The sequence below is a fragment of the Pseudomonas sp. 57B-090624 genome, assembly GCF_003234055.1.
GTDB classification, from domain to species: Bacteria; Pseudomonadota; Gammaproteobacteria; order Pseudomonadales; family Pseudomonadaceae; genus Metapseudomonas; species Metapseudomonas tohonis.
This window is the reverse complement of the sequence record NZ_QKRU01000007.1, coordinates 56,881-78,357: the sequence shown is the minus strand read 5'-3', so window position 1 is coordinate 78,357 and position 21,477 is coordinate 56,881. Positions and strand designations below refer to the sequence as shown.

Below are 21,477 nucleotides of genomic sequence, written 5' to 3'. Positions count from 1 at the left end.
TGTCGCTCCGTGGTGATGGGTTTCGCTTCGCTCTACACCATCCTACGAGCTGCAGGAACGCCCCCTAACCACGGAGTGAACGTGACCCCTGCGCAGGATGGGTAGAGCCCCACGAAACCCATCGTTGCACGGCCACGAATTACACGTCCCCACCCAACGACCACGCGTCCCAGGCCTACATCAAGCCCAGCGCCTTGGCGTGGGCGACCGCCTGGGTGCGGCGCTTGACGCCGAGCTTGCCGTTGATGCGCCGGGCATGGGTCTTGACGGTGTGCAGGGAGATGAACAGGCGCTCGGCGATTTCCTGGTTGGAGCTGCCCTGGGCGATCAGCCCGAGCACTTCCAGCTCGCGCTGGCTCAACGGGCCACCGGCGAGGCTGTCATCGGGCTCCTCGCCCGGGTCCATGTCCAGCGCCTTGAGCATGGCCGGTTGGCGCAGCTGCAGTTCGCGCAGGGGCTGTTGCAGGTTGAACTGTTCGGCCAGGGTCAGGCCGTCGCGCAGGGTGGCGGCGGCCTGGGCCAGGTCGCCACCGAGGTATTCCGCCTCGGCCAGGGCCAGGTGGATTTCCACTTCCAGGGCGTGCATGCCGTTCTCCCGGGCCTTGTGCAACTGGCCCAGCAGGCGCTGGCGGGCGTTGAAGGCCTCGCCTTCGTAGAGTTCGGCCAGGGCCAGCTGCCACTCGATGCGCGGGATCAGGTCGAGGGTCGCGGGCGGTGCCTGCACCGCATTCTCGCCACGGAAGTGCCGCAGCACCCGCAGCAGCGCGTGGCGGGCCTGGCCGGCCCGGCCCTGCATCAGCAGCAGGCTGCTGCTGACCTGCAGGAGCACGGCACGGTAGACCCGCTCGGGGATGTGGCGCATCTGCATCAGCCGCTCGGCTTCGCGCAGGCGGTCGAAGGCGCGGTCGAACTCGCGGCGGTTGGCGTCCAGCGTGGCCAGGCCGAGGTAGCCGAACAGGGCGCGGTAATCGCCGCAGTTGCGCGCTTCCTGCAGCCCGTACTGGTAGTGCTTGCGGGCCTCCTCGTCACGCCCCTGGCGCAGGGCCAGGCGCCCGCGACGCAAGGCCAGGCGGCCGAGCAGCGGGCTGGCGTTGCGGCCCTGCCCCATGAGGAATTCCTGGGCGCGCTCGAGTACCGCGTCGGCGCGCAGCAGGGCGCCGCGATGTTCCAGCAGCTGCGAGTGGTCCAGTTCGAGGAAGGCCTCCAGCAGCAGGCTGCCGTGGCTGCGCGCCAGTTGCAGGGCCTCGCGGCTCAGCTCCTGGGCGACATCCAGATCACCGGCCAGCAACGCCTGCTGGGTGAGGCCGGAATAGCAGATCAGCTTCTGTTCCCAGGCGTCGTCGCCCAGGGTCGCCAGCGCCTCGGTCAGGTGCAGGCGCGCGCCGGGGCCGTCGCCCTGGAGGTGGGCGAGCAGGCCGTACTGGGCCTGCCAGTAGGCCACCAGCTCGCGCTGCCGCTCGGCATCGGGCTGGGGCAGGAAGCGGCCCTGCTCGGCGATGCAGCGCGCGGCCTCATCGAGCTTGCCGGAGAACAGCAGCGCCCCGGCCAGCAGGCGCAGGGAATGCGGGGAGACCAGCAGCAGGCTTTCTTCCACTTCCTGGTGCAGGCGCAGCAACAGGGCGACGTTGCGTCCCTGGAACAGGTGCTGCACACCGAAGTGCTGCAGCAGGCTGACGGCGGCCTCGGGCTGCTCGGCTTCCAGGGCGTGTTCGGCAGCGGCCTGCCAGTCGCCTTCGGCGGCGAACCACTGGCAGGCGCGCAGGTGCCAGCCACGCCCGGAGTGGGCGTCGCGGTTGCGCATCTGCAGGGCCAGCGGGGCGAAGATGCGGAACCAGCCGGGGGCATCGCCCAGGGGCTCGATGAAGCTGCCCAGGGCGTCGAGGTCACGCAGCAGGCGGGCGCCATCACCGGGGCCGAAGAGGTGTTCGCACAGGGCGGCGTTGAAGCGCGGCAGGTGCGCGAGGGCGAGCCAGGCCTCGGCCTGCTCGGGACCGAGGCCGGCGAAGAGCTCGTGGTCGAGGTAGGCGGCCAGGGTGGCGGAATGGCCGCCGCGCTGCAGCGGGTCGGCAAAGCCCCAGTCCACCGGCTCCAGCAGCGCCATGCGCACGCCGGCGCACCAGCCGCCGGTGCTTTCCAGCAGGCGCGCCGGCGCATCGTTGGGCCAGCCGTGGCGCGACGGCTCCAGCAGCCGGGCCAGTTCCTCGGCGTTAAGCGCCAGGGCGGCGGCGTCCAGCTCCAGCAGCTCGCCGTCGATCAGCAGGCGCGGCAGGTTGCAGGCCGGGCGCCGCCGGCCGCTGATCCACCAGCGCAGCGCCGGGCTGCTGGTGGTCAGCAGGCGGTCGAGGCAGGCGTCGAGTTCGGGGTTGGGCTGGCGGCAATAGTCGTCGAGGATGATCCAGCCGGGCGTCGTCCACTGGGCCAGGGCGCGCTGCACGCAGGTCTCCTCCGACTCCTCCAGCCCCATGACCGCCGCGAGGCCGGCACACAAGCCCGCCGGCGAGAGGGCCACGCCTCCCAGCGGCAACCAGTGCACCGAATGATCGGCCGGGCAGCGTTGCACGCATTCCATCAGCAACACGCTCTTGCCACTGCCGGCGGGGGCGCAGAGCAGGCGCAGGCGCGCCGAGGAGGCGACCAGGGCGTCGCAGAGGCGCGGCCGCGGGACATGCAGCGCGGGCAGGCGCGGCAGGTAGGCGTGGGAATCGAAACGGGTCATGGCGGACATGCGGCACGCCTCAGTTGTTCTTGTTCGGGCTGCTCGGGGCGCCAGCCTAGGCCTCTGGGGCGCGCACCTTGAAGGATCATTCAGGGCACTGATCCACGCTCATAAAAAAGGCGGCCAAAGGCCGCCTCGCAAGGGAGCGTCACGACAACAAGACAGGGTCACGCACATCCCTGTGCGTGTGGGGCATCAGCGCACGCCGGCGTTGCGCAGGGCGGCCGGGGTGTAGTCGGCGGCCTTGCCGACGAAGCCGAACTCGAAGCTGTGCTTCTCTTCGTTCTTCATGCCCAGGGCCAGGTAGCGGCCGGCGATGATGTCGTACAGGGCTTCCAGGGTGTAGGCCGGCACCTGCTGGTTGTAATAGAACTGGGCGTGACCCTCGGCGACGCGCCACAGCTGGCCACGGCCGTCGTAGTGGTCGACCAGGGCCACCTGCCAGCTGTCTTCGTCGATGTACATGTGGCGCTTGGCGTAGATGTGGCGCTCGCCGCTCTTCACGGTGGCGACCACTTCCCAGACGCGATGCAGCTCGTAGCGGGTCAGGTCCTGGTTGATGTGGCCGGCCTTGATCACGTCGTCGTACTTGAGCGAGGGCGAGTCCAGCTTGTAGCTGTTGTAGGGGATGTACATCTCCTTCTTGCCCACCAGCTTCCAGTCGTAGCGATCCGGGGCGCCGGAGAACATGTCGAAGTTGTCGGAGGTGCGCAGGCCGTCGGAGGCGGTACCCGGGCCGTCGTAGGCGACCTGGGGCGCACGGCGCACACGGCGCTGGCCGGCGTTGTAGATCCACGCCAGGCGCGGTTCCTTCACCTGGTCCAGGGTCTCGTGCACCAGCAGGACGTTACCGGCCAGGCGCGACGGCGCGGTCACCTGCTGCTTGAAGAACAGCAGCACGTTCTCGCCCTTGCCGGCCGGCAGGTCCGGCATTTCCTGGGGCACGGCCACTTCTTCCTCGAAGCGGATCGGCGTGTAGGAGCCGTTCACCTGGGGCGTGGCCTGGGTGATGATCCGGCGCAGGTTGCCGCCACGGTAGCGGGTGATGTGGTTCCAGATCACTTCCACGCCGTTCTTCGGAATCGGGAAGGCGTAGTAGCGGCTGTCGGCGAAGTTGGCCAGGCCGTTGCCGTCGTTGATCGGCTGCACGGTGACGGCGCTTTTCTTCGCCGCCTCGTTGACCGCGGCGGGTACGGCGACGGTGCGGTGGGTCGGGTAGACCGGGATCTTGTAGGTCTCGGGGTAGCGCTTGAACATCGCCACCTGGCCGTCGGACAGCTTGTCCTTGTACTGGTCGACGTTGGCGGCGGTGATGGTGAACAGCGGTTTCTCGCTGGCGAAGGGGTCGGCGAGGAAGCCCTTGGCGTCCACCGCGCCGGCGTCCTTGCCGATGCCACCGGTCCATTCGGGAATGCTGCCGTCGGCGTTACCGGCCTTCTCCGCACCCAGCGGGGTGAGGCTGGTGCCGAGCTTGGCCGCTTCATCGGCGGACACGGCGGCCATCACGTTGGCGGCGAGCAGGCTGAGAACCAGGGCGGTGCTGTGCAGGATCGTCTTACGCATAGTCATGTTCTCTGTTCACTCAGAAGTTCATGCCGAAGCTGAGGGCGAGGAAGTCGCGGTCGACCAGGGTGTTGTACTTGCCACCGAAGAAGTCCGTGTAGCTGAGGCTGGCGGTGTAGGTGTTCTGGTAGTCGGCATCGACACCGATGCTGAGCGCCTTGGCACCCTCGTTGAACAGGCCGTTGGGGCCGTAGCCGTCGACGTCATGGGACCAGGCCAGGTTCGGCTTCAGGTTGATGCCGGCGACGACGTTGCTGTAGTCGAGGATGGCCCGGGTGCGGTAGCCCCAGGAGGTGCTGGTGACGAACCCGTGGGTGTCGCCGCCGAAGCCGTAGGCGCCATACACCGAGTCGCGGCCGTAGCGCAGCTCGCGGGCATTCTCCAGGCCGCCGACGTGCACCACGCCGACTTCGCCCACCAGGGTCAGGCGCTCGGCACCCAGGACCTGGTCGATGAAGTGGGTCAGGGTGGTCTGGGCCTGGGTGATTTCCTTGCGCTTGTAGCCGGTGTTGTCGGCGCCCGGCGCCGTGGCGATCGGCGAGGCGGTGCCGCCGGCGATCGGGTTGACCAGGGCCAGGGTCACGTCGTTGGTGTTGAGCTGGATCGGCGCGTTCGGGCGGTAGCTGATCTCGCCGCTCCAGGCCGTGCCGGTGGGCAGGGTGGTGGAGAAGCTCAGGCCGTAGAGCTGGATGTCCTCGGGGTATTCCAGGTAGTAGCGGCCATTGCCGAGCATGGTGCTCTGCGCGAGGCCCGCACCGGAGCCGGGGACGATGCCGTTGGCGGTGCCGATTATGCCGGGCAGTGCGGCGAGGGTCGCGGCGCCAGCCGTCTTGGTGCCCACGAACGGGGTGCGGCTGTGGTAGTTCATGAAGTACAGGCCGTACTCGGTCTCGTCGCCCAGCCAGCGCAGGGCTGCGCCGAACTGGCCGCCGTCACGGGCGTCACGGTCGCCGGCGCGGGGCAGGATCACGCCCTCGGAGGTGACGTCGAAGCCCTGGCCGAAGGCGGCCGCGACGGGCTGCAGCGGGGCGATGGCGGGCGAACCCACGGTGTAGCCGGTCTCGCAGCCGTCGGAGGCCACGTCGCCGCCGAAGAAGGTGCCGCAGTTGTCGAGGACGGTCTGGTCCCATTCGAGCTGGTAGAAGGCCTCGACGCTGAGCTGGTCGGTCAGGGTCTGGGACAGGTAGAACATGTTGACCGGGATCAGGCCCTCCTTGATCTCCGCGCCGGGGCGGCGGAAGGCGGAGACGTCGACCGGGTTGATCGAGTTGATGCTGTTGCCGATGAAGGTGCTCTCGCCCCAGCTCACCACCTGCTTGCCCACGCGCACGTTACCCGGCAGGTCGGCGATGCTGTAGTTGTGGTAGACGAAGGCGTCGAGCAGTTGGGCGCCGGCGGACTTGGAGCCTTCCTTGCGGTTGTGGTCGCTGATGTCCTTGAACTGGCGGTTCTCGTCCTTCAGCTCGAAGTCGTACCAGTACTTGCCACGGACGAAGACGCCGGTGTCGCCGTACTTCAGCTCCAGGTCGTGGATGCCCTTGAAGATCTTCGAGAAGGTCTCGCCCTTCTTGAAGTTGAGGCGGCCGTCGTCACCGGTGGACGACTGGCCCTTGCCGCCGTTCACGGTGCTGACCAGATCCGGGTCGGCGCCGCGCATGGACCAGCTGGCACCCACCGACAGCGAGGAGTCGAACTGCCCTTCGATCTCGCCGATGTTGAAGTTGACGGCGTGGGCCTGGGTGGCAAATCCCATGGCTACGGCGGCGGCCAGCGCGTGCGGCCGGAAAACTGCGCGCATTGTTGTTTTTGTCATGCGGCTTTCCTGGTTGGTGAAGGAGGAGCACACCCTAACCAGTCACCCGCACAGGCGATAAGCGCACCAAGGAGGGATTCATCATGTAGCTCGAAAGAGTGAATCCATGCTCTGGAACACTCCTTGCCGGGCCATTATCCGGCGGCGCTATGGCGCACCATCGAGAGCATGGATGGAACTTCAGCCGCCCCCTACCCTCGCGGCCAGCGCTTTGGCATCCTGAGCCACTTGCCGATTCCCGAACGACCATGACCGAGCACGATCACGAAACTGCCGCCACCCGCGAAGTGGTGATGCGTTACCACCTCAGCTGGAAGGACCGCGACATCGACGCGGTGCTGGCGCTCTACCACCCCGACGTGGAATACAACGACTACTTCCAGAACCGCTGCCTGCACCTGGCGGAGCTCGGCGACTATGTACGCGCCACCATGCCCAGCGGGCCGGACGAGTTCCTGGTGCACAGCGACCGCATCCGTGTCGACGGCGATACCGCGTTCATCCAGTACAGCCTGCGCCTGGGCCACAGCGGTACCTTTCGTACCAGCGAGGCCATTACCGTGCGTGACGGCCTGATCTGGCGGATCAACGAATACGCCCTGCTGATCCAGGCCAAGGCCGAGCCCGGCGACCGCGTGCAACGTCCCGCCGCCAGCCGCCTGGGCCTCTCGGCCCGCCAACTGAGCCTGCTGGCGCGGGACCTGGAGGACTATTTCCAGCGCAGCCAGCCCTACCTCGACCCGGCGCTGGACCTGCATCAGGTCGCCGCCGCCACCGGCTACACGCGCAACCAGATCTCCTACCTGCTCAACCAGATGCTCGGCCAGAGCTTCTACCAGTACGTCAACCAGGCACGCCTGCAGCATCTGCTGGCGCAGCTGAAGCAGGGGCCGGCCTCGCCGCGCATCGACGAGATGGCCTTCGCCGCCGGCTTCAACTCGCTGTCGGCCTTCTACCGCTGCTTCCGCCAGCACACGGGGCTGTCGCCGAAGGCCTACCTCAAGCAGCTGCGCCAGGACGGCTAGGCGTCGGCTCGCCGCACCGTGCGCAGCCCGCCTGCGCATCGAGTCCCGGCGTGCACGCACGCACGACAACGCCCGCGCCAGCTTCTAGTCTTGCCGCCATCCGAACCTTTCCAACTGGGAGCCCCGCTATGCCGGCCTGGCAATCGATCAGCCTGTGGATGGACCAGCTCGATGAGCCGCTCACCCCACGCCCCGCCCTGGGCGGCAGCCTGGAGGTGGATGTCGCCATCATCGGCGCCGGCTACACCGGCCTGTGGACCGCCTACTACCTCAAGCGCCAGGCCCCCGAGCTGCGCATCGCCATACTCGAGGCCGAGATCGCCGGTTTCGGTGCCAGCGGGCGCAACGGCGGCTGGCTGATGGGCAACCTGCTGGGCGAGGACCGCGCCCTGGCGAAGCTCTCCCGCGAGGAGCGCCGCACCTCCTTCGACCTGCTCCACGGCATCCCCGACGAAGTGGCCGAGGTGCTGCAGCGCGAAGGCATCGACTGCGACTACCGCAAGGGCGGCGTGCTCTATTGCGCGGCCCGCTACCCCGAGCAGGAAGTGCGCCTGCGCCAGCAACTGCGCGACCTGCACGCCGAAGGCCTGGGCGAGGACGACTACCGCTGGCTGACGCCGCCCGAACTGGGCCGGCAGATCCGCGTGGCCGGCGCCCTGGGCGGCATCTTCACGCCCCACTGCGCGACCATCCAGCCGGCACGCCTGGTGCGCGGCCTGGCCCGTACCGTCGAGCGCATGGGCGTGCAACTGTTCGAGCAGAGCCGCGTCACCGACTGGCAGCCCGGGCGCATCACCACCCTGCAGGGCGAGGTGAAGGCCCACTGGGTGGTGCCCGCCATCGAAGGCTATGCCGCCGCCCTGCCCCCGCTCGGCCGCTACCAGTTGCCGGTGCAGAGCCTGCTGGTGGGCACCGAGCCGTTGCCGGAATCCACCTGGGCCGAGATCGGCCTGGAACAGGGCCAGGCCTTCAGCGAGAACAGCCGCCAGGTCACCTACGGCCAGCGCACCGCCGACAACCGCCTGGTCTTCGGTGCCCGCGGCGGCTACCGCTTCGGCGGCAAGCTGCGGGAGAACTTCCAGCTCGACGACGACGAGATCGCCCTGCGCCGCTACCTGTTCGGCGAACTGTTCCCGATGCTGCGCAACGTGCGCCTGACCCACAGCTGGGGCGGCAACCTGGGCATGGCCCGGCGCTTCCAGCCGCACATGCTGGTGGACCGCGCCAGCGGCATCGCCCTCTCCGGCGGCTACGGCGGTGAAGGCGTGGGGGCGACCAACCTCGGCGGTCGCACCCTGGCCGACCTGATCCTCGGCCGCGAGACCCTGCTCACCCGCCAGCCCTGGGTACTGGGCGACGGGCCGCTGACGCGCCTGTCCGCCTGGGAACCGGAGCCCTGCCGCTGGCTTGGCTACAACGCCATCATCCGCAGCTTCGTCCACGAGGACCGGGTGCTGGCCAACCCCCAGAGCGCCCCCTGGCGCCGCGCCCTGGCCAGCCGCCTGGCCGGGTTCATGGAAAGCCTGATGCGCTGAGCCGGCAATGCCGCCCCCCGCGCACCGACACGACCACCAGACTGGAAGCCCTTGCATGAAAGCCACCCTGCTGAAGAACACCCACGACCTGCCACTCTCTGCGCCGGCGCCGGTGCCCGTGCCGGTCGGCGAGCCCGTGCCGCATACCCGCGTGCACTCGGTGGAGCGCACCGACGGCGTGGAAACCGGCGTCTGGGAATGCAGCCCCGGCAAGTTCCGCCGGCAGATCCTCGAGCAGGAGTTCTGCCACTTCACCCACGGCAGCTGCACCTTCACCCCGGACGGCGGCGAGCCCATCGAGATCAAGGCCGGCGACGCCCTGCTGCTGCCCGCCAACAGCCTGGGCATCTGGGATGTGAAGGAAACCCTGCGCAAGACCTACGTGATCATCAGCCGCTGACTCTGGCGGTACAGCCCGGGAGCGCAACTCCTGGGCGGATGCCAGGGTGGAGGTAGCTTTTTACCTCCACCAAACGAACGCCATCGGTCGCACCGAGCCTGCCCATTCGCGAATGAATTGGCTCTGTCGGCGTTAGCTGTTGTGGTTTTAATGCAAGCGCTCAAGCACGATTATTTTCGGGCACCCAAGGGGTCGCGCGCCCCACCGCATGGGTTTCGCTCCGCTCTACACCATCCTACGAAAGCCCGTGCGCACCACGTGGCGATGCGCTGGACGAAGAAGTTGGAGCAGCCGCCAACGCCCCTCCAGGAGGCCGAACGCAGTCGTTGCGCCGGGGGACGAGCGGCATGGATGCCGCGAGAGGCGCGCCAGGCCATGGATGGCCCATCGCGCCGGCCTCCAGACGACGCTTGCGGCGAACGCACTTCAGTGCGGCCCGAAGGGCGAGCGTAGCGAGTAACGGCGATGGAGTGAGGGAACCCGACGCAGTCGGGCCGGATGATGGGGCAAGTTTTTTGGTTCCTTTTCACCGGGCTGGCGTTCCAGCGATTGGAAAAGGGACTCGCCCGGGGGGGCGAAACCAGAAACATCACCAGAGCTCGGCAATCAGCTGGGTTCAAATCCTCTAGCAACACTTAACGCAGACAGAGCCAATGAATTCGCCCCCGGGAAGGGCCGGGGCGGATGCCAGGCGTAGGGTGGAGGTCGCTTTTTACCTCCACCAAACGAACGCCATCGGTCGCACCAAGCCTGCCCATTCGCGAATGAATTCGCTCCCACGGACGGGGTTCGGCGGATGACGGCCCGCCGTCAGGAAAACTGCCCGTGACGGCCTTTCCCGGCGCTGAACGCCTGGGCGCCAGCGCGGGTCTCGCCGCTGTGGATAACCTCGAGCCCGCCCTCGAATTCGTTGGCGATGGCCGCCTCGAACGGCAGCTGCCACTGGGCGTAGGCGCTGGCGCGGTCGGCGAGCATGCAGCGCTGCGGAAAGGCGGCGATCTCAAGGGCCAGGGCTTGCGCCGCCTCCAGTGCCGAGCCGGGCGGCACCACGCGGTTGGCCAGGCCCATGGCGAGTGCTTCGTCGGCCTGCACCGGGCGGCCGGTGAGGATCAGGTCCAGCGCCCGCCCCTGGCCGACGATGCGCGGCAGGCGCACGGTGCCGCCATCGATCAGCGGCACGCCGAAGCGCCGGCAGAACACGCCGAGCACCGCGTCCTCGGCCACCACCCGCAGGTCCGCCAGCAGCGCCAGCTCCAGGCCGCCGGCCACGGCATGGCCCTCGATGGCGGCGATCAGCGGCTTGGCGAGTTGCATGCGACTCGGCCCCATGGGCCCGTCGCCGTCCACCTCCAGGCGGTTGCGCCGCTCGCCATCCTCGGCCACCGCCGCCAGGTCCGCCCCGGCGCAGAATGTGCCGCCCGCACCGGTGAGCACTGCCACCCGCGCTGCATCGTCCGCCTCGAAAGCGCGCAAGGCATCGGCCAGCGCCTGGGCGGTGGGCCGGTCGACGGCGTTGCGCACCTGCGGGCGGTCGATGGTCAGGGTGGTGACGGGGCCGTTCTTCTCGACTCGGATGCTCATCGGGACTCCTCGGGTTGAAACGCGGGCATGAAAAAGGCCGGCAAGGTTGCCGGCCTTCAACATAGTGCGTCCCCGGGGAGATGTTCAGCCCGCTGGCGGAACTCCCAAGGAGTCTGGCGGGATCAGCCCACGTATTTCTGCAGGTTGGCCATCATTTCCTTCAGCGCCTCGACGTTGTCCGCCGGGTGGGCGGCGCCTTCGAAGTCGCAGATCTGCTTCCAGCTGGCGGCCACGTCCTCGACGCTGAAGCCTTCGCGCGGGTCGAAGCCGGCGCCCAGGCTGCGTTCCCAGCGCACCTTGCCGATCCAGCCGCCGCCTACTTCGAACAGGCCGGAGGTTTCCTGGCACTGCTCGCTGCCGAGGTAGACCACCAGCGGGCTGACCAGCTCGGGCTTGAGCTGCTCGAACACCTGCGGCGGGATCAGGCCTTCGGTCATGCGGGTGCCGCCGGTGGGGGCGATGGCGTTGACCAGGATGTTGTTCTTGCGGCCCTCGATCGCCAGGGTGCGGGTGAGGCCGTAGAGGCCGAGCTTGGCCATGCCGTAGTTGGACTGGCCGAAGTTGCCGTAGATGCCGGAAGTGGAGGAGGTGAAGATCACCCGGCCGAAGCCCTGCTCACGCAGGTGCGGCCAGGCGGCGCGGGTCACCTTGTAGGCGCCTTCGACGTGGACCTTGTAGACCAGGTCCCAGTCGGCGTCGTCCATCTTGTGGAAGGTCTTGTCACGCAGGATGCCGGCGTTGTTCACCACCACGTCGATGCGGCCGAAGCTGTCGAGGGCGGTCTGCACGATCTTGTCGCCGTCGGTGACCGAGTCATGGTTGGCCACGGCGGTGCCGCCCGCTTCGCGGATCTCGGCCACCACGCGGTCGGCCGCCGAGGCGTTGGCGCCCTCGCCATGGGTGCTGCCGCCCAGGTCGTTCACCACCACCTTGGCACCGTGCTTGGCGAACAGCAGGGCATGGGCGCGGCCAAGGCCACCACCGGCGCCGGTGACTATGACCACTTTGTCTTCGAAACGGATCGACTCGCTCATGCAATGGACTCCAGGGCAGTTTTTGGTATCGGCCGAGTTTCCTGCAGCCCGGGCCCGCCTCACAAGTAAGGCAGCGGGCATGAATGGTGGCTGATAACGCCAGGGGATGACTCCGGGGCCGTCACTCGAAGGGCATGAAGATCCGCCCCCGCGGCCGCAGCTTGAACAGCCACCAGCCATGGAAGGTGCAAAGCAGCGTCAGCGCCAGGCAACTTGCGAAAGCACCTGCCGCGGACCACCAGATGCGCGGGCTGCTCTCGTAATAGCAGCCGTAGGCCACCAGGCCGATGCTGCCCAGCAGGAGAAGAAACGCGAGGGGCCGCCCCGGCCCCTGGACGAAGGGGTGCAGCAACACCAGCAGCTTGTAGAGCATTGCGATCTCCAGGCGCCGGGCGAGGACCCGGCGAATCGTCGTTGAGTGGAGTCGCGATGCTAGGAAACCCGGCCAGCCACGGCTGCCGGGGGATTCCGACAGGGGCTGACGGATGCCTCGGAAAATCGACCGCCCTACGCCGATCGGATCAGGTTCAGGTGGTCGTAGAGATGCATCACATGGGCTCGGGCGTAATCCGCAGGGTCCAGCGCACCGTAGGCGAAGTGCGGCTTGAGCTCGCCCCGGTAACTGGCGAAATCGGCGAAGGCCCGTTGCAGCCGGGCCAGCGCCTGGGCCGGGGATGCGGGCTGGTCGAGGGGCTGGGCCCCCGGAATGGCCTCGTCCAACGCGTGGCGCATGGCGCCGCGCGTGGCGAACACGCCGAAGGCCAGGGGCCCGACGCTGCCACGGAACCAGGCCGGCTTGAGTACGGGGTAGCCGCTCATGGAGTACTCGATGCTCTGCGCGCAGTGGTTGAACACCTCGGCCGGGCTCCAGCCGCGCACGCTCACCAGCGCCCTGTCGGCCAGGCCCGCCAATACCCGCTGGGCGTCGGCGAGGTCCGTGGCACCGGGCTGCGGCCCCCGGGGCAGCGCCCAGAAGCCGGCTCCGGCGCCGGCCACGCCGGCGACAGCGGTCAGTTTCAGCAGTTGCCGACGGTTCACGGGCGCACCTCCAGCCCCTGGCGGAAGGCCAGGTAGTGCTCCAGCACCGCTTCGGGCGCCTCGGTCTGCGGGTAGTGGCCGATGCCGTCGAGCAGCACGGTGTCCGGCTGCGGGATCAGCTCGCGGTAACGCGCCACCATGTGCGCCCCGGAGATCGGGTCCACCGCGCCATCGATCACCCGCAGCGGCAAGGCGCCCTTCTGCATGGCGGCCACCCAGCGGTCGCGCTGCTCGCGGCGTTCGGGGATGTAGCGGATCAGTCGATGCATGACGCGCGGTCCCTGCTGCTGGGCGATCAGGCTCCAGAAGTCGTCGAGCTCCGCCTCCGACGGCTGGGTCGCGGGGCCGAACACCTTGCCGAAGTTGGCCCCCAGCTTGGCGCGGGAGAACCCCCGGCCGATCAGCGGCCCCAGCGGGCTGAGCAACAGCTTCTGCACCAGCACCGGGCGGTGCGTCTCGGGGAACAGGCCGCCGTTGAGGAACACGCAACTGCCGAGCACGCAGCGCCCCTCGTGGTGCCGCGCCAGCAGCTCCTGGGCGACGCTGTCGCCATAGTCATGGGCCAGCAGGTGCACCGGCCCGGAGATGCCCAGGTGGCGCAGCAGCGCCAGTTGCAGGTCGGCCTGCTCCAGCAGCCGGTAGTCGTGGCCACGGGGCTTGTCGGAATCGCCGAAGCCGAGCATGTCGCAGGCGATCACCCGGTAGCGCTCGGCCAGCGGCTCCCAGATGTAGTGCCAGTCCCAGGAGGCGGTGGGGAAGCCGTGGATGAGCAGCAGCGGCTCGCCCTGCCCGGCTTCCCAGTAGCGGATGCGGTGGCGGTGGAACAGCAGGTCGCGTCCCTGGGCGCGCCAGTCGCCCAGGGGGATGCCCGGCAGGGCCATCAGTCGGCGTATCCCGGGTTCTGCAGGTCCAGCTTGCGCAGCAATGCCGGCCAAGGCAGCGCGCCCCCCATGCCGGAGGAGGTCTTCATCACGCCGGCGATCATCGCCCGGGCGCCGTCGAGGATCTGCTGCGGGATGTGGATGAGCTCGGCGCCGCCGCTCTGGGCCATGACCTGGATCTCGCAGGCGCGCTGCAGGGTGAACATGCCGAGGAAGGCGTCGGCGATGCTGCCGAAGGCGGTGAGCAGGCCGTGGTTGGGCAGGATCAGGAAGTTGGCGTTGCCCAGGTCGGCCTGCAGGCGGGCCTTCTCCTCGTGGTTCAGCGCCACGCCTTCGTACTGGTGGTAGGCCAGGCTGGCGAGCACGAACAGCGACTGCTGGGACAAGGGCAGCAGGCCCTGCTTCTGTGCCGAGACGGCGATGCCGGCCGGGGTGTGGATGTGCAGCACGCAGGCGGCGTCGTGGCGCACCTCGTGCACGGCGCTGTGGATGGTGTAGCCGGCCGGGTTGATGTCGTAGGGGCTGTCCATCAGCTTGTTGCCGGCCAGGTCCACCTTCACCAGGCTGGAGGCGGTGATCTCGTGGAACATCAGCCCATAGGGGTTGATGAGGAAGTCTTCGGTGCCGGGCACCTTGGCGGAGATGTGGGTGAAGATCAGGTCGTCCCAGCCGTACAGGGCGATGAGCCGGTAGCAGGCGGCGAGGTCGACGCGGGTCTGCCACTCGGCAGCGGAAACCTGGTCCTTGACGGAGTTCGGGTGCAGGGGTTGGGCAGCGGTCACGGCGATCACCTCGGTTCTTGTTGTGTGCAATGACCCAGGAGTCTAGCGAGGGCGCGGCGATCCGATAGTCGCCTTGGCAGCCATCCGAATGACCGCAGGAGTCACAACAGGACAGCCACCAGGGGCGCGGCGAAGAGGTTGAGCAGGCCCATCAGCACCATCACCAGGCCGGCCACGGTGCCTTCCTCGCCCCCCACCTCCCGGGCCCGGCTGACGCCCGCGCCGTGGGCGCCGACGCCCAACAGCGCGCCCCGCGCGAGGCTGCTGCGCAGGGGCAGCCAGCGGATCAGCAGGCTGCCGGCCAGGGCGCCGAAGACGCCGGTGACCATCACGAACACCGCGGTGAGTTCGGGCACGCCACCCAGCCCCTGGGCCAGCGGCATGGCGAAGGGCGTGGTGATCGAGCGCGGCACCAGCGACAGGCTCACCGAGGCTTCCAGGGCCAGCGCGTGGGCCAGCCACCAGGAACTGGCGATGGCGACGCTGCTGCCCATGAGCATGCCCAGGGACAACGCCGGCCAGTGCCGCACCAGCAAGGCGCGCTGCTGCCAGATGGGCACGGCGAAGGCCACGGTGGCCGGGCCGAGCAGCAGCATCAGCCAGTGGGTGGCGCCGGAGTACTCGGCGTAGCCGGTGTGCAGCGGCACCGCCACGGCCAGCAGCAGCGCCGGCACCAGGATCAGCGGCGACAGCAGGTAGCGCCCGCTGCGCCGGTACAGCCAGCGGCTGAACAGGTAGCCGCCCAGGGTCAGCGCCAGCCAGAACCAGGACATGGGCTCAATGTTCATGACGGTCGCTCCAGCGGCAGACGAACTCGACGGTCAGCGCGGTGGCGAGCATCACCATCAGGGTGCTGGCGCCGATCACCAGGAGGATGCGCCAGCCCTCGCTGCGCAGCAGGGCGCCGTAGTCCAGCAGGCTCATCAGGGCGGGGATGAAGAACAGCAGCATCTCCGCCATCAGCAGGCCGGCGCCCAGTTGCAGCGCGGCCGGTTGTACCCGGCCGCTGGCGAAGGCGGCGAGCAGCAGGCCGAGGCCGATCACCCCGCCCGGAATCGGCCAGGCGAGCCAGGTGGCGATCTGGCAGCCGAGCAGGTAGAGGCCGATGAGTACGGCGAGCTGCAGGCAAAGACGGGAAAGGTGCATGAGACGGGGCATGGCGGGTGACTCCGGGACTGGTCACCAGCTTAGGGCGACGCCTATCATCCCAAAAGCGAATTGTTCGACTCGCCGCCATTCGAAACTGGAATACCTCAATGGAATTCAACCAGCTCCGCAGCTTCGTCGAGGTCGTCCGCCAGGGCGGCTTCACCCAGGCCGGGCGCGCCCTGCACGCCACCCAGTCGACCATCAGCAAACAGGTCGCGCAGCTGGAGCAGCGCCTCGACGTGCAACTGCTCGAGCGCAACGGCCCGCACCTGCGCCTGACCGAGGCCGGCGCGCTGGTGCTGCGCCGCGCCGAGGAGATGCTGCGCCTGCGCCAGGACCTGCACAGCGAGCTCCACGACCTCAGCCAGCTCAAGCGCGGCGAGTTGCGCCTGGGCCTGCCGCTGCTGGGGGGCGAGGTGCTGTTCGCCGAGCTGTTCAGCGAATACCGGCGGCGCTACCCGAACATCAACGTGCACCTCGCCGAGGGCGGCAGCAAGCTGCTGGAGCAGGCCATCCTGCAGGGCGAACTGGAACTCAGCGGGAGCCTCACGCCCACCGACCCGGCGTTCGACCACCAGCCGTTCTGCAACGAGCCGCTGGACGTGCTGCTGCCGGCCGACCATCCCCTGCACGACCAGCAAAGCCTGGCCCTGGCGCAGCTCGCCGACTCGGCCTTCCTGCTCTACCAGCAGAGCTTCACCCTCAACGACCGCCTGCTGCAGGCCTGCAAGCAGGCCGGCTTCACCCCGCGCGAGGCCGGGCGCAGCGGCCAGGCGGACTTCCTCGCCGCGCTGGTGGCGGCCGGCCAGGGGGTGGTGCTGCTGCCGCGCATCGTCGCCCGCCAGCTGGAACGGCCGGGGATCATCCGGCTGCCCCTGCGCGAACCGGACCTGCGCTGGGACATCGCCTTCGTCTGGCGACGCGGCGGCTACCTGTCGAAGGCGGCGCAGGCCTGGCTGGCGTTGTTGCGGGAGAAGGGACCGCTGGCCCGGCTCTGACCGGGCCGCGATCAGGGCGGGATCAGGCGCCGCGCAGGGCCTGGATGAGCCCGGCGATCCAGGGCTCGGCGTCGACTTCGGGGGTCACGGTCTCACTGGAGTCCACGCGCAGCATTTCCACGACTTCACGGATGCCCAGCTCGGCGTAGAGCTCGCGCACCTGCTCGCCTCCCCCGCAGAACTGGTCGTAGCTGGAGTCGCCCAGGGCCAGCACGGCGCCGGGGCGGCCACGCCAGTCGGGGAGCTGGTCGCGGATGCTGTGGTAGAGCGGCAGCAGGTTGTCCGGCAGTTCGCCCATGCCGGTGGTCGAGGTCACGGTGAGGAAGGCGTCCGGGGCAAAGGCCTTGAGCTCGTCGAGCCCCATGTGGGCCTTGTGCCAGGCCTCGAAACCGGCGGCCTTGAGCAGGCGCTCGGCATGGCGGGCAACTTCTTCGGCGGTGCCGTAGACCGACCCGGAGAGAATGGCGACTTTCATGACAACTCCTGAAACGTTGGCAAACGGCGCGCATTATGCCGCAAGTGGAAAGCCTGGGCCGATGTCTTAGAATCTCGGAGCCACCGAACCGAGAGCCTCTACATGATCAACGCCAAGCTGCTGCAACTGGTGATCGACGCGTCCAACGACGGCATCGTCGTCGCCGAGCAGGAGGGCGAGGACAACATCCTCATCTACGCCAACCGCGCCTTCGAGCAACTCACCGGCTACGCCCGCGACGACATCCTCTACCAGGACTGCCGTTTCCTGCAGGGCGAGGACCGCGACCAGATCGGCCTCGCCGCCATCCGCCAGGCGATCCGCAAGGGCGAACCGTGCCGGCAGATCCTGCGCAACTACCGCAAGGACGGCAGCCCCTTCTGGAACGAGCTGTCGATCACCCCCGTGTTCAACGAGGGTGACCAGTTGACCTATTTCATCGGCATCCAGAAGAACGTCACGCCCGAGATCGAGGCCCGGCAGCGGGTCCGCGAGCTGGAGGCGGAAGTGGCGGCCTTGAAGGCGGAGCTGGCGGCCAAGGGCTGAGCGGCGGAAACGAGACAGGACGCCCCGCGCGAGGCGAGGCGTCCTGTGGGAATAAAAGACCGGCGGCCGAAGAGGAACAAGGAGGGGGACGCGTTGGCGGCCGGTTGCGCAGTTGGAAGGTTCACTGACGATTCTTGTACATAAAACAGATTTGTACAGGGATCGCATCGAAAAAACTTCAAACCCGAGCCGACTCAGGTGTCCAGGTGCCCCGCAAGGAACTGCGCCAGGCGCCGCTGCATCGAACGGCCGTCATTGCCCAGGCAGGCGACGGGCGAACCATCGAGGCTGTCACCCAGGAGGTCAGCCGCCTCACCGGCCAGGGCCAGGGGGCAATCGAGGGTCAGGGCGAGACGGGACAGGCGGCTGGCCGCATCGTCCTGCGGCGGGTGGTTGGAGAACAGCACCAGCGCCTGGGGCCGCATCTTCTCGCAGACCAGCGCCAGCTCCTGGAGGGGTTGCTCGAGCCCCAGGACGCTGACCGCCACCTCATCGCTGCCCATCAACAGGCCGGCCACCAGCAGCTCCAGTTCGCGGCATTCGCCGGGAATGGGTGCCAGCAGCACGCGGTCATCCGCAAGGTTGCGCGCCAATTGCAGGCGCTGCAGCACCCGCGCGCGCAGGAAGGCGTCGAGGAAGGCCCATTCGCTGGCTGCGCCGTATTCGTCCTGGCGCAGCAGCAGGTCGCGCCACACCGGCATCAGGACATCCTGGAACGCCACCGGGACCGGGTAGGTGGAGAACACCTGGCCGTAGAGGCGCTCCACGCCCGCTTCGTCGAAGCTCGCCAGGACCCGGCGCAGCTGCGCCTGGAGTTCGACCCACTCGGCGCTCGCCACGCCCTGGTAGGCCGGCACCGCCGGTGCCTTTGCCTGGGCGCTGCGGGCCAGGATGGTGCCTACCTTGCTCACCGCCACGCCGCGATCCATCCAGGCGAGGATGTTGCGCACCGCCTCGATGTCGGCGAAGGAATAGAGGCGATGGCCGCTGTCGGTGCGGGTCGGCTTGATCAGGCCATAGCGCCGCTCCCACGCACGCAGGGTGACCGGGTTGACGCCAGTGAGGCGGGAAACCTCGCGGATGGGGAACAGTTCTTCCTGCTGCATGGCGATATCGGCCTGAGGGGCGGCGGCGGGTTCGATCATGATCGGCTGCGGTGGATGGACGATGCGCCTGAGTTTAACCCAGCACGGGCCTCGCGCTCGAATGCATCTCTGACGGGCGGGCTGCACCAGCCCGGTGCAGCGCATGCCGCCCCGCGCGACGCCAGCGACCGGCTGTCTGCCTGCACCCCGCAAGGAGACGTACCCCTGGCGATTTTTCGCGAATCCGGAATAATCCTTGCCTCTTCGAATACGCAGCCCATCACCCCGGGCAGCGTTTCGCGCCCCGCCTACCCGGCCGGGTGCCCGTTCAGTGGAGATACACGATGTCTGCCGATCCCGTCACCCTCATGGTGGCGCGCCGCGTTTCCCGCGAGCGCTACTCCGCTTTCATGGCCTGGCTGCGCGAAGGCGAGCAACTGGCTGCCGACTTCCCCGGCTACCTCGGCTCCGGCGTGCTCGCGCCGCCTCCTGAAGACGACGAATTCCAGATGATCTTCCGCTTTGCCGACGAGTCGACCCTGTCGGCCTGGGAGCACTCCGCTTCGCGCCGCGCCTGGCTGGAGCGCGGCACCGGCCTCTTCGAGCAGCCCCATGAACACCGCGCCCTGGGCCTGGACGCGTGGTTCGGCAGTGCCGATCGCCGCCCGCCACGCTGGAAGCAGAGCGTGGCCATCTGGCTGGCGTTCTTCCCGGTGTCGCTGGGTTTCAACCTGTGCTTCGGTCCCTGGCTGACCGACCTGCCGCTGGTGGTGCGCGTCCTGATCAGCACCCTGGCGCTGACGCCGCTGATGACCTACTGGTTCATCCCGTTGTCCACCCGCCTGCTGGCCTTCTGGCTCAACGCACCAGCCTCCCGCACCCGCCGCCCAGGCGCCACCGCTCCCTCGCGATAACGTCACAAAGGTTGTACAGGCACCACACCTGTACAACCAAGAAAATCGCTCAGCTCTTCTATAACCCCACATAAATCAAGGCCTTGGCTGAAATCACAGTCGGAATCCGTATTTTTGCGGCGCCAACAATTGTACAAATACGGGCATCTGGTATAAGTTTTCAGCATTCCGCCCCTCCCCGGGCATCGTCCTGCCTCGAGGCCCCTCATGAGCCCTTCGGCCGCTCCCATCCTGATCACCGGCGCCAGCCAGCGCGTGGGCCTGCATTGCGCCGAGCGCCTGCTGGACGACGGCCAGCCGGTGATCATCAGCTACCGCACCGAGCGCGATGGCGTGCACCGCCTGCGTGAGCGCGGTGCCTGCGTGATCGCGGCGGACTTCTCGGATGAAGCCGGGATCCTCGCCTTCATCGAACGTCTCAAGGCCGCCACCCCGCACCTGCGGGCCATCGTGCACAACGCCTCCGACTGGCTCACCGAAGCCCCCGGCCACGAAGCCGAGGCCTTCCAGCGGATGTTCAGCGTGCACATGCTGGCGCCCTACCTGATCAACCTGCATGCCGAAGCGCTGCTGCGCCACGGCGGCCCGGCCGACATCGTCCACATCAGCGACGATGTGGCGCGCAAGGGCAGCGAGAAGCGCATCGCCTACTGCGCCAGCAAGGCCGGGCTGGACAACCTCACCCTCTCCTTCGCCGCGCGCTACGCCCCGGCCATCAAGGTCAACGGCATCGCGCCGGCGCTGGTGATGTTCAACGACAACGACGACGCGGCGTACCGCGAGAAGACCCTGGCCAAATCCGCGCTGGGCATCGAGCCGGGCGCCGAGGTGGTCTACCAGGGCCTGCGCTACCTGCTGGACACCCCCTACGTCACCGGAACCACCCTGACACTGAACGGTGGCCGCCACCTCAAGTGAGGCGGCCGCGAGGAAACCATCGATGAGCGAACAACTGCCCCACCATTACCGGGAAATCCTTCTCGGCCTGGGCGAGGACCCGCAGCGCGAAGGCCTGCTGGACACCCCCAAGCGCGCCGCCAAGGCCATGCGCTACCTGTGCCACGGCTATGAACAATCGCTGGACGAGATCGTCAACGGCGCGCTGTTCGCGTCCGACAACGACGAGATGGTCATCGTGCGGGACATCGAGCTCTATTCCCTCTGCGAGCACCACCTGCTGCCCTTCATCGGCAAGGCCCATGTGGCGTACATTCCCACCGGCAAGGTGCTGGGGCTGTCCAAGGTGGCGCGCATCGTCGACATGTTCGCGCGCCGGCTGCAGATCCAGGAGAACCTGACCCGGCAGATCGCCGAGGCGATCCGAAGCGTGACCGGCGCGGCCGGAGTGGCCGTGGTCATCGAGGCCCAGCACATGTGCATGATGATGCGTGGCGTGGAGAAGCAGAATTCGCAGATGCTCACCTCGGTGATGCTCGGCGCGTTCCGCGAGAGCTCGACGACCCGTCACGAATTCCTGCAACTGATTGGACGGAGCAAGTAACAATGCCGCGACTGGAGCCCGGAATGGCGCGAATCCGCGTCAAGGACCTGCGCCTGCGTACCTTCATCGGGATCAAGGAAGAAGAGATCCTCAACAAGCAGGACGTGCTGATCAACCTGACCATCCTCTACCCCGCCGTGGAGGCCGTTGAAGGCAACGACATCGAGCACGCACTCAACTACCGCACCATCACCAAGGCGATCATCCGCCATGTCGAGGAGAACCGCTTCGCCCTGCTGGAGCGCCTGACCCAGGAGATCCTCGACCTGGTCATGGCCAACCCCAGCGTGCGCTACGCCGAAGTGGAAGTGGACAAGCCCCACGCCCTGCGTTTCGCCGAGTCGGTGTCCATCACCCTCGCCGGCCACCGCTGACGAAAACCCGTGATGCCCGGGCGCTCTCCGGGCATTGCCGCCGCCGCGGGCCACTCTTATCATCCCG

General features: G+C 68.1%; 22 protein-coding genes. 9 read left to right on the top strand and 13 right to left on the bottom strand.

What is annotated here, in order from left to right; translation table 11 throughout:
* Positions 1–175: 175 nt before the first annotated feature.
* From DMX10_RS04985 to DMX10_RS04975, 3 genes are all read right to left on the bottom strand, one after another.
* The gene (locus DMX10_RS04985; protein ID WP_111260050.1) at positions 176–2,725 is read right to left on the bottom strand and encodes a LuxR C-terminal-related transcriptional regulator; all 2,550 of its coding nucleotides are present in this window, start codon (positions 2,723–2,725) and stop codon (positions 176–178) included.
* Between the two features lie 186 nt (positions 2,726–2,911).
* A complete protein-coding gene (locus DMX10_RS04980) occupies positions 2,912–4,279 on the bottom strand; it encodes a DUF1329 domain-containing protein (protein WP_111260049.1) in 1,368 nt (455 codons plus the stop codon).
* A gap of 19 nt (positions 4,280–4,298) precedes the next feature.
* A complete protein-coding gene (locus DMX10_RS04975) occupies positions 4,299–6,092 on the bottom strand; it encodes a DUF1302 domain-containing protein (protein WP_111260048.1) in 1,794 nt (597 codons plus the stop codon).
* A gap of 293 nt (positions 6,093–6,385) precedes the next feature.
* Between DMX10_RS04975 and DMX10_RS04970 the strand changes: the two genes are divergently transcribed.
* The 3 genes from DMX10_RS04970 to DMX10_RS04960 all read left to right on the top strand — a co-directional run bounded on the left by DMX10_RS04970 (position 6,386) and on the right by DMX10_RS04960 (position 9,052).
* On the top strand, positions 6,386–7,117 hold the full coding sequence (locus DMX10_RS04970; RefSeq protein ID WP_111260102.1) for an AraC family transcriptional regulator: 732 nt from the start codon (positions 6,386–6,388) through the stop codon (positions 7,115–7,117).
* A 128-nt stretch (positions 7,118–7,245) separates the two neighbouring features.
* Positions 7,246–8,652 (top strand): FAD-binding oxidoreductase, encoded by a 1,407-nt coding sequence (locus DMX10_RS04965; RefSeq protein WP_111260047.1) that lies wholly within the window; start codon positions 7,246–7,248, stop codon positions 8,650–8,652.
* A 55-nt stretch (positions 8,653–8,707) separates the two neighbouring features.
* Positions 8,708–9,052 (top strand): cupin domain-containing protein, encoded by a 345-nt coding sequence (locus tag DMX10_RS04960; protein WP_111260046.1) that lies wholly within the window; start codon positions 8,708–8,710, stop codon positions 9,050–9,052.
* 810 nt (positions 9,053–9,862) lie between these two features.
* Here DMX10_RS04960 and DMX10_RS04950 read toward each other — a convergent pair.
* The 8 genes from DMX10_RS04950 to DMX10_RS04915 form a co-directional block, all read right to left on the bottom strand.
* A complete protein-coding gene (locus DMX10_RS04950; protein ID WP_111260044.1) occupies positions 9,863–10,633 on the bottom strand; it encodes a crotonase/enoyl-CoA hydratase family protein in 771 nt (256 codons plus the stop codon).
* A gap of 122 nt (positions 10,634–10,755) precedes the next feature.
* Positions 10,756–11,667: an SDR family oxidoreductase gene (locus tag DMX10_RS04945; protein ID WP_111260043.1), complete on the bottom strand. Its 912-nt coding sequence runs from the start codon at positions 11,665–11,667 to the stop codon at positions 10,756–10,758.
* A 121-nt stretch (positions 11,668–11,788) separates the two neighbouring features.
* Positions 11,789–12,040 carry a hypothetical protein gene (locus tag DMX10_RS04940; protein WP_111260042.1) on the bottom strand — a complete coding sequence of 84 codons (252 nt, stop codon included), beginning with the start codon at positions 12,038–12,040 and terminating at the stop codon, positions 11,789–11,791.
* Positions 12,041–12,174: 134 nt separating this feature from the next.
* Complete coding sequence (locus DMX10_RS04935; protein ID WP_111260041.1) at positions 12,175–12,705, bottom strand: DUF1569 domain-containing protein; 531 nt, start codon at positions 12,703–12,705, stop codon at positions 12,175–12,177.
* Complete coding sequence (locus DMX10_RS04930; protein WP_111260040.1) at positions 12,702–13,586, bottom strand: alpha/beta fold hydrolase; 885 nt, start codon at positions 13,584–13,586, stop codon at positions 12,702–12,704. Before DMX10_RS04930 ends, DMX10_RS04935 begins: the two co-directional genes overlap by 4 nt.
* The gene (locus DMX10_RS04925) at positions 13,586–14,350 is read right to left on the bottom strand and encodes a class II aldolase/adducin family protein (protein WP_178082920.1); all 765 of its coding nucleotides are present in this window, start codon (positions 14,348–14,350) and stop codon (positions 13,586–13,588) included. The genes DMX10_RS04930 and DMX10_RS04925 overlap by 1 nt, the downstream gene beginning before the upstream one ends.
* A gap of 119 nt (positions 14,351–14,469) precedes the next feature.
* The gene (locus DMX10_RS04920) at positions 14,470–15,156 is read right to left on the bottom strand and encodes an LrgB family protein (RefSeq protein ID WP_111260039.1); all 687 of its coding nucleotides are present in this window, start codon (positions 15,154–15,156) and stop codon (positions 14,470–14,472) included.
* Positions 15,146–15,526, bottom strand: coding sequence for a CidA/LrgA family protein (locus tag DMX10_RS04915; protein ID WP_111260038.1), 381 nt, complete (start codon positions 15,524–15,526; stop codon positions 15,146–15,148). The genes DMX10_RS04920 and DMX10_RS04915 overlap by 11 nt, the downstream gene beginning before the upstream one ends.
* Before the next feature lie 98 nt (positions 15,527–15,624).
* On the opposite strand from DMX10_RS04915, the gene DMX10_RS04910 reads away from it, so the two are divergent.
* Positions 15,625–16,515, top strand: coding sequence for a LysR family transcriptional regulator (locus tag DMX10_RS04910; RefSeq protein WP_111260037.1), 891 nt, complete (start codon positions 15,625–15,627; stop codon positions 16,513–16,515).
* Between the two features lie 22 nt (positions 16,516–16,537).
* Here the strand turns inward: DMX10_RS04910 and DMX10_RS04905 are convergent, their stop codons facing one another.
* Complete coding sequence (locus DMX10_RS04905) at positions 16,538–16,990, bottom strand: flavodoxin (protein ID WP_111260036.1); 453 nt, start codon at positions 16,988–16,990, stop codon at positions 16,538–16,540.
* Between the two features lie 102 nt (positions 16,991–17,092).
* On the opposite strand from DMX10_RS04905, the gene DMX10_RS04900 reads away from it, so the two are divergent.
* A complete protein-coding gene (locus DMX10_RS04900) occupies positions 17,093–17,536 on the top strand; it encodes a PAS domain-containing protein (protein WP_111260035.1) in 444 nt (147 codons plus the stop codon).
* A 194-nt stretch (positions 17,537–17,730) separates the two neighbouring features.
* Here DMX10_RS04900 and DMX10_RS04895 read toward each other — a convergent pair whose 3' ends face one another.
* Entirely contained in the window at positions 17,731–18,681 is a 951-nt protein-coding gene (locus tag DMX10_RS04895; RefSeq protein WP_111260034.1) for a MerR family transcriptional regulator, read from the bottom strand.
* 284 nt (positions 18,682–18,965) lie between these two features.
* On the opposite strand from DMX10_RS04895, the gene DMX10_RS04890 reads away from it, so the two are divergent.
* The 4 genes from DMX10_RS04890 to folX all read left to right on the top strand — a co-directional run bounded on the left by DMX10_RS04890 (position 18,966) and on the right by folX (position 21,410).
* Entirely contained in the window at positions 18,966–19,535 is a 570-nt protein-coding gene (locus DMX10_RS04890; protein ID WP_111260033.1) for an antibiotic biosynthesis monooxygenase, read from the top strand.
* A 207-nt stretch (positions 19,536–19,742) separates the two neighbouring features.
* Positions 19,743–20,453: a dihydromonapterin reductase gene (gene folM / locus DMX10_RS04885; RefSeq protein WP_111260032.1), complete on the top strand. Its 711-nt coding sequence runs from the start codon at positions 19,743–19,745 to the stop codon at positions 20,451–20,453.
* A gap of 22 nt (positions 20,454–20,475) precedes the next feature.
* Entirely contained in the window at positions 20,476–21,036 is a 561-nt protein-coding gene (gene folE / locus DMX10_RS04880) for a GTP cyclohydrolase I FolE (RefSeq protein WP_111260031.1), read from the top strand.
* 2 nt (positions 21,037–21,038) lie between these two features.
* Positions 21,039–21,410 carry a dihydroneopterin triphosphate 2'-epimerase gene (gene folX / locus DMX10_RS04875; RefSeq protein WP_031286921.1) on the top strand — a complete coding sequence of 124 codons (372 nt, stop codon included), beginning with the start codon at positions 21,039–21,041 and terminating at the stop codon, positions 21,408–21,410.
* The last annotated feature ends 67 nt before the right edge of the window (positions 21,411–21,477 follow it).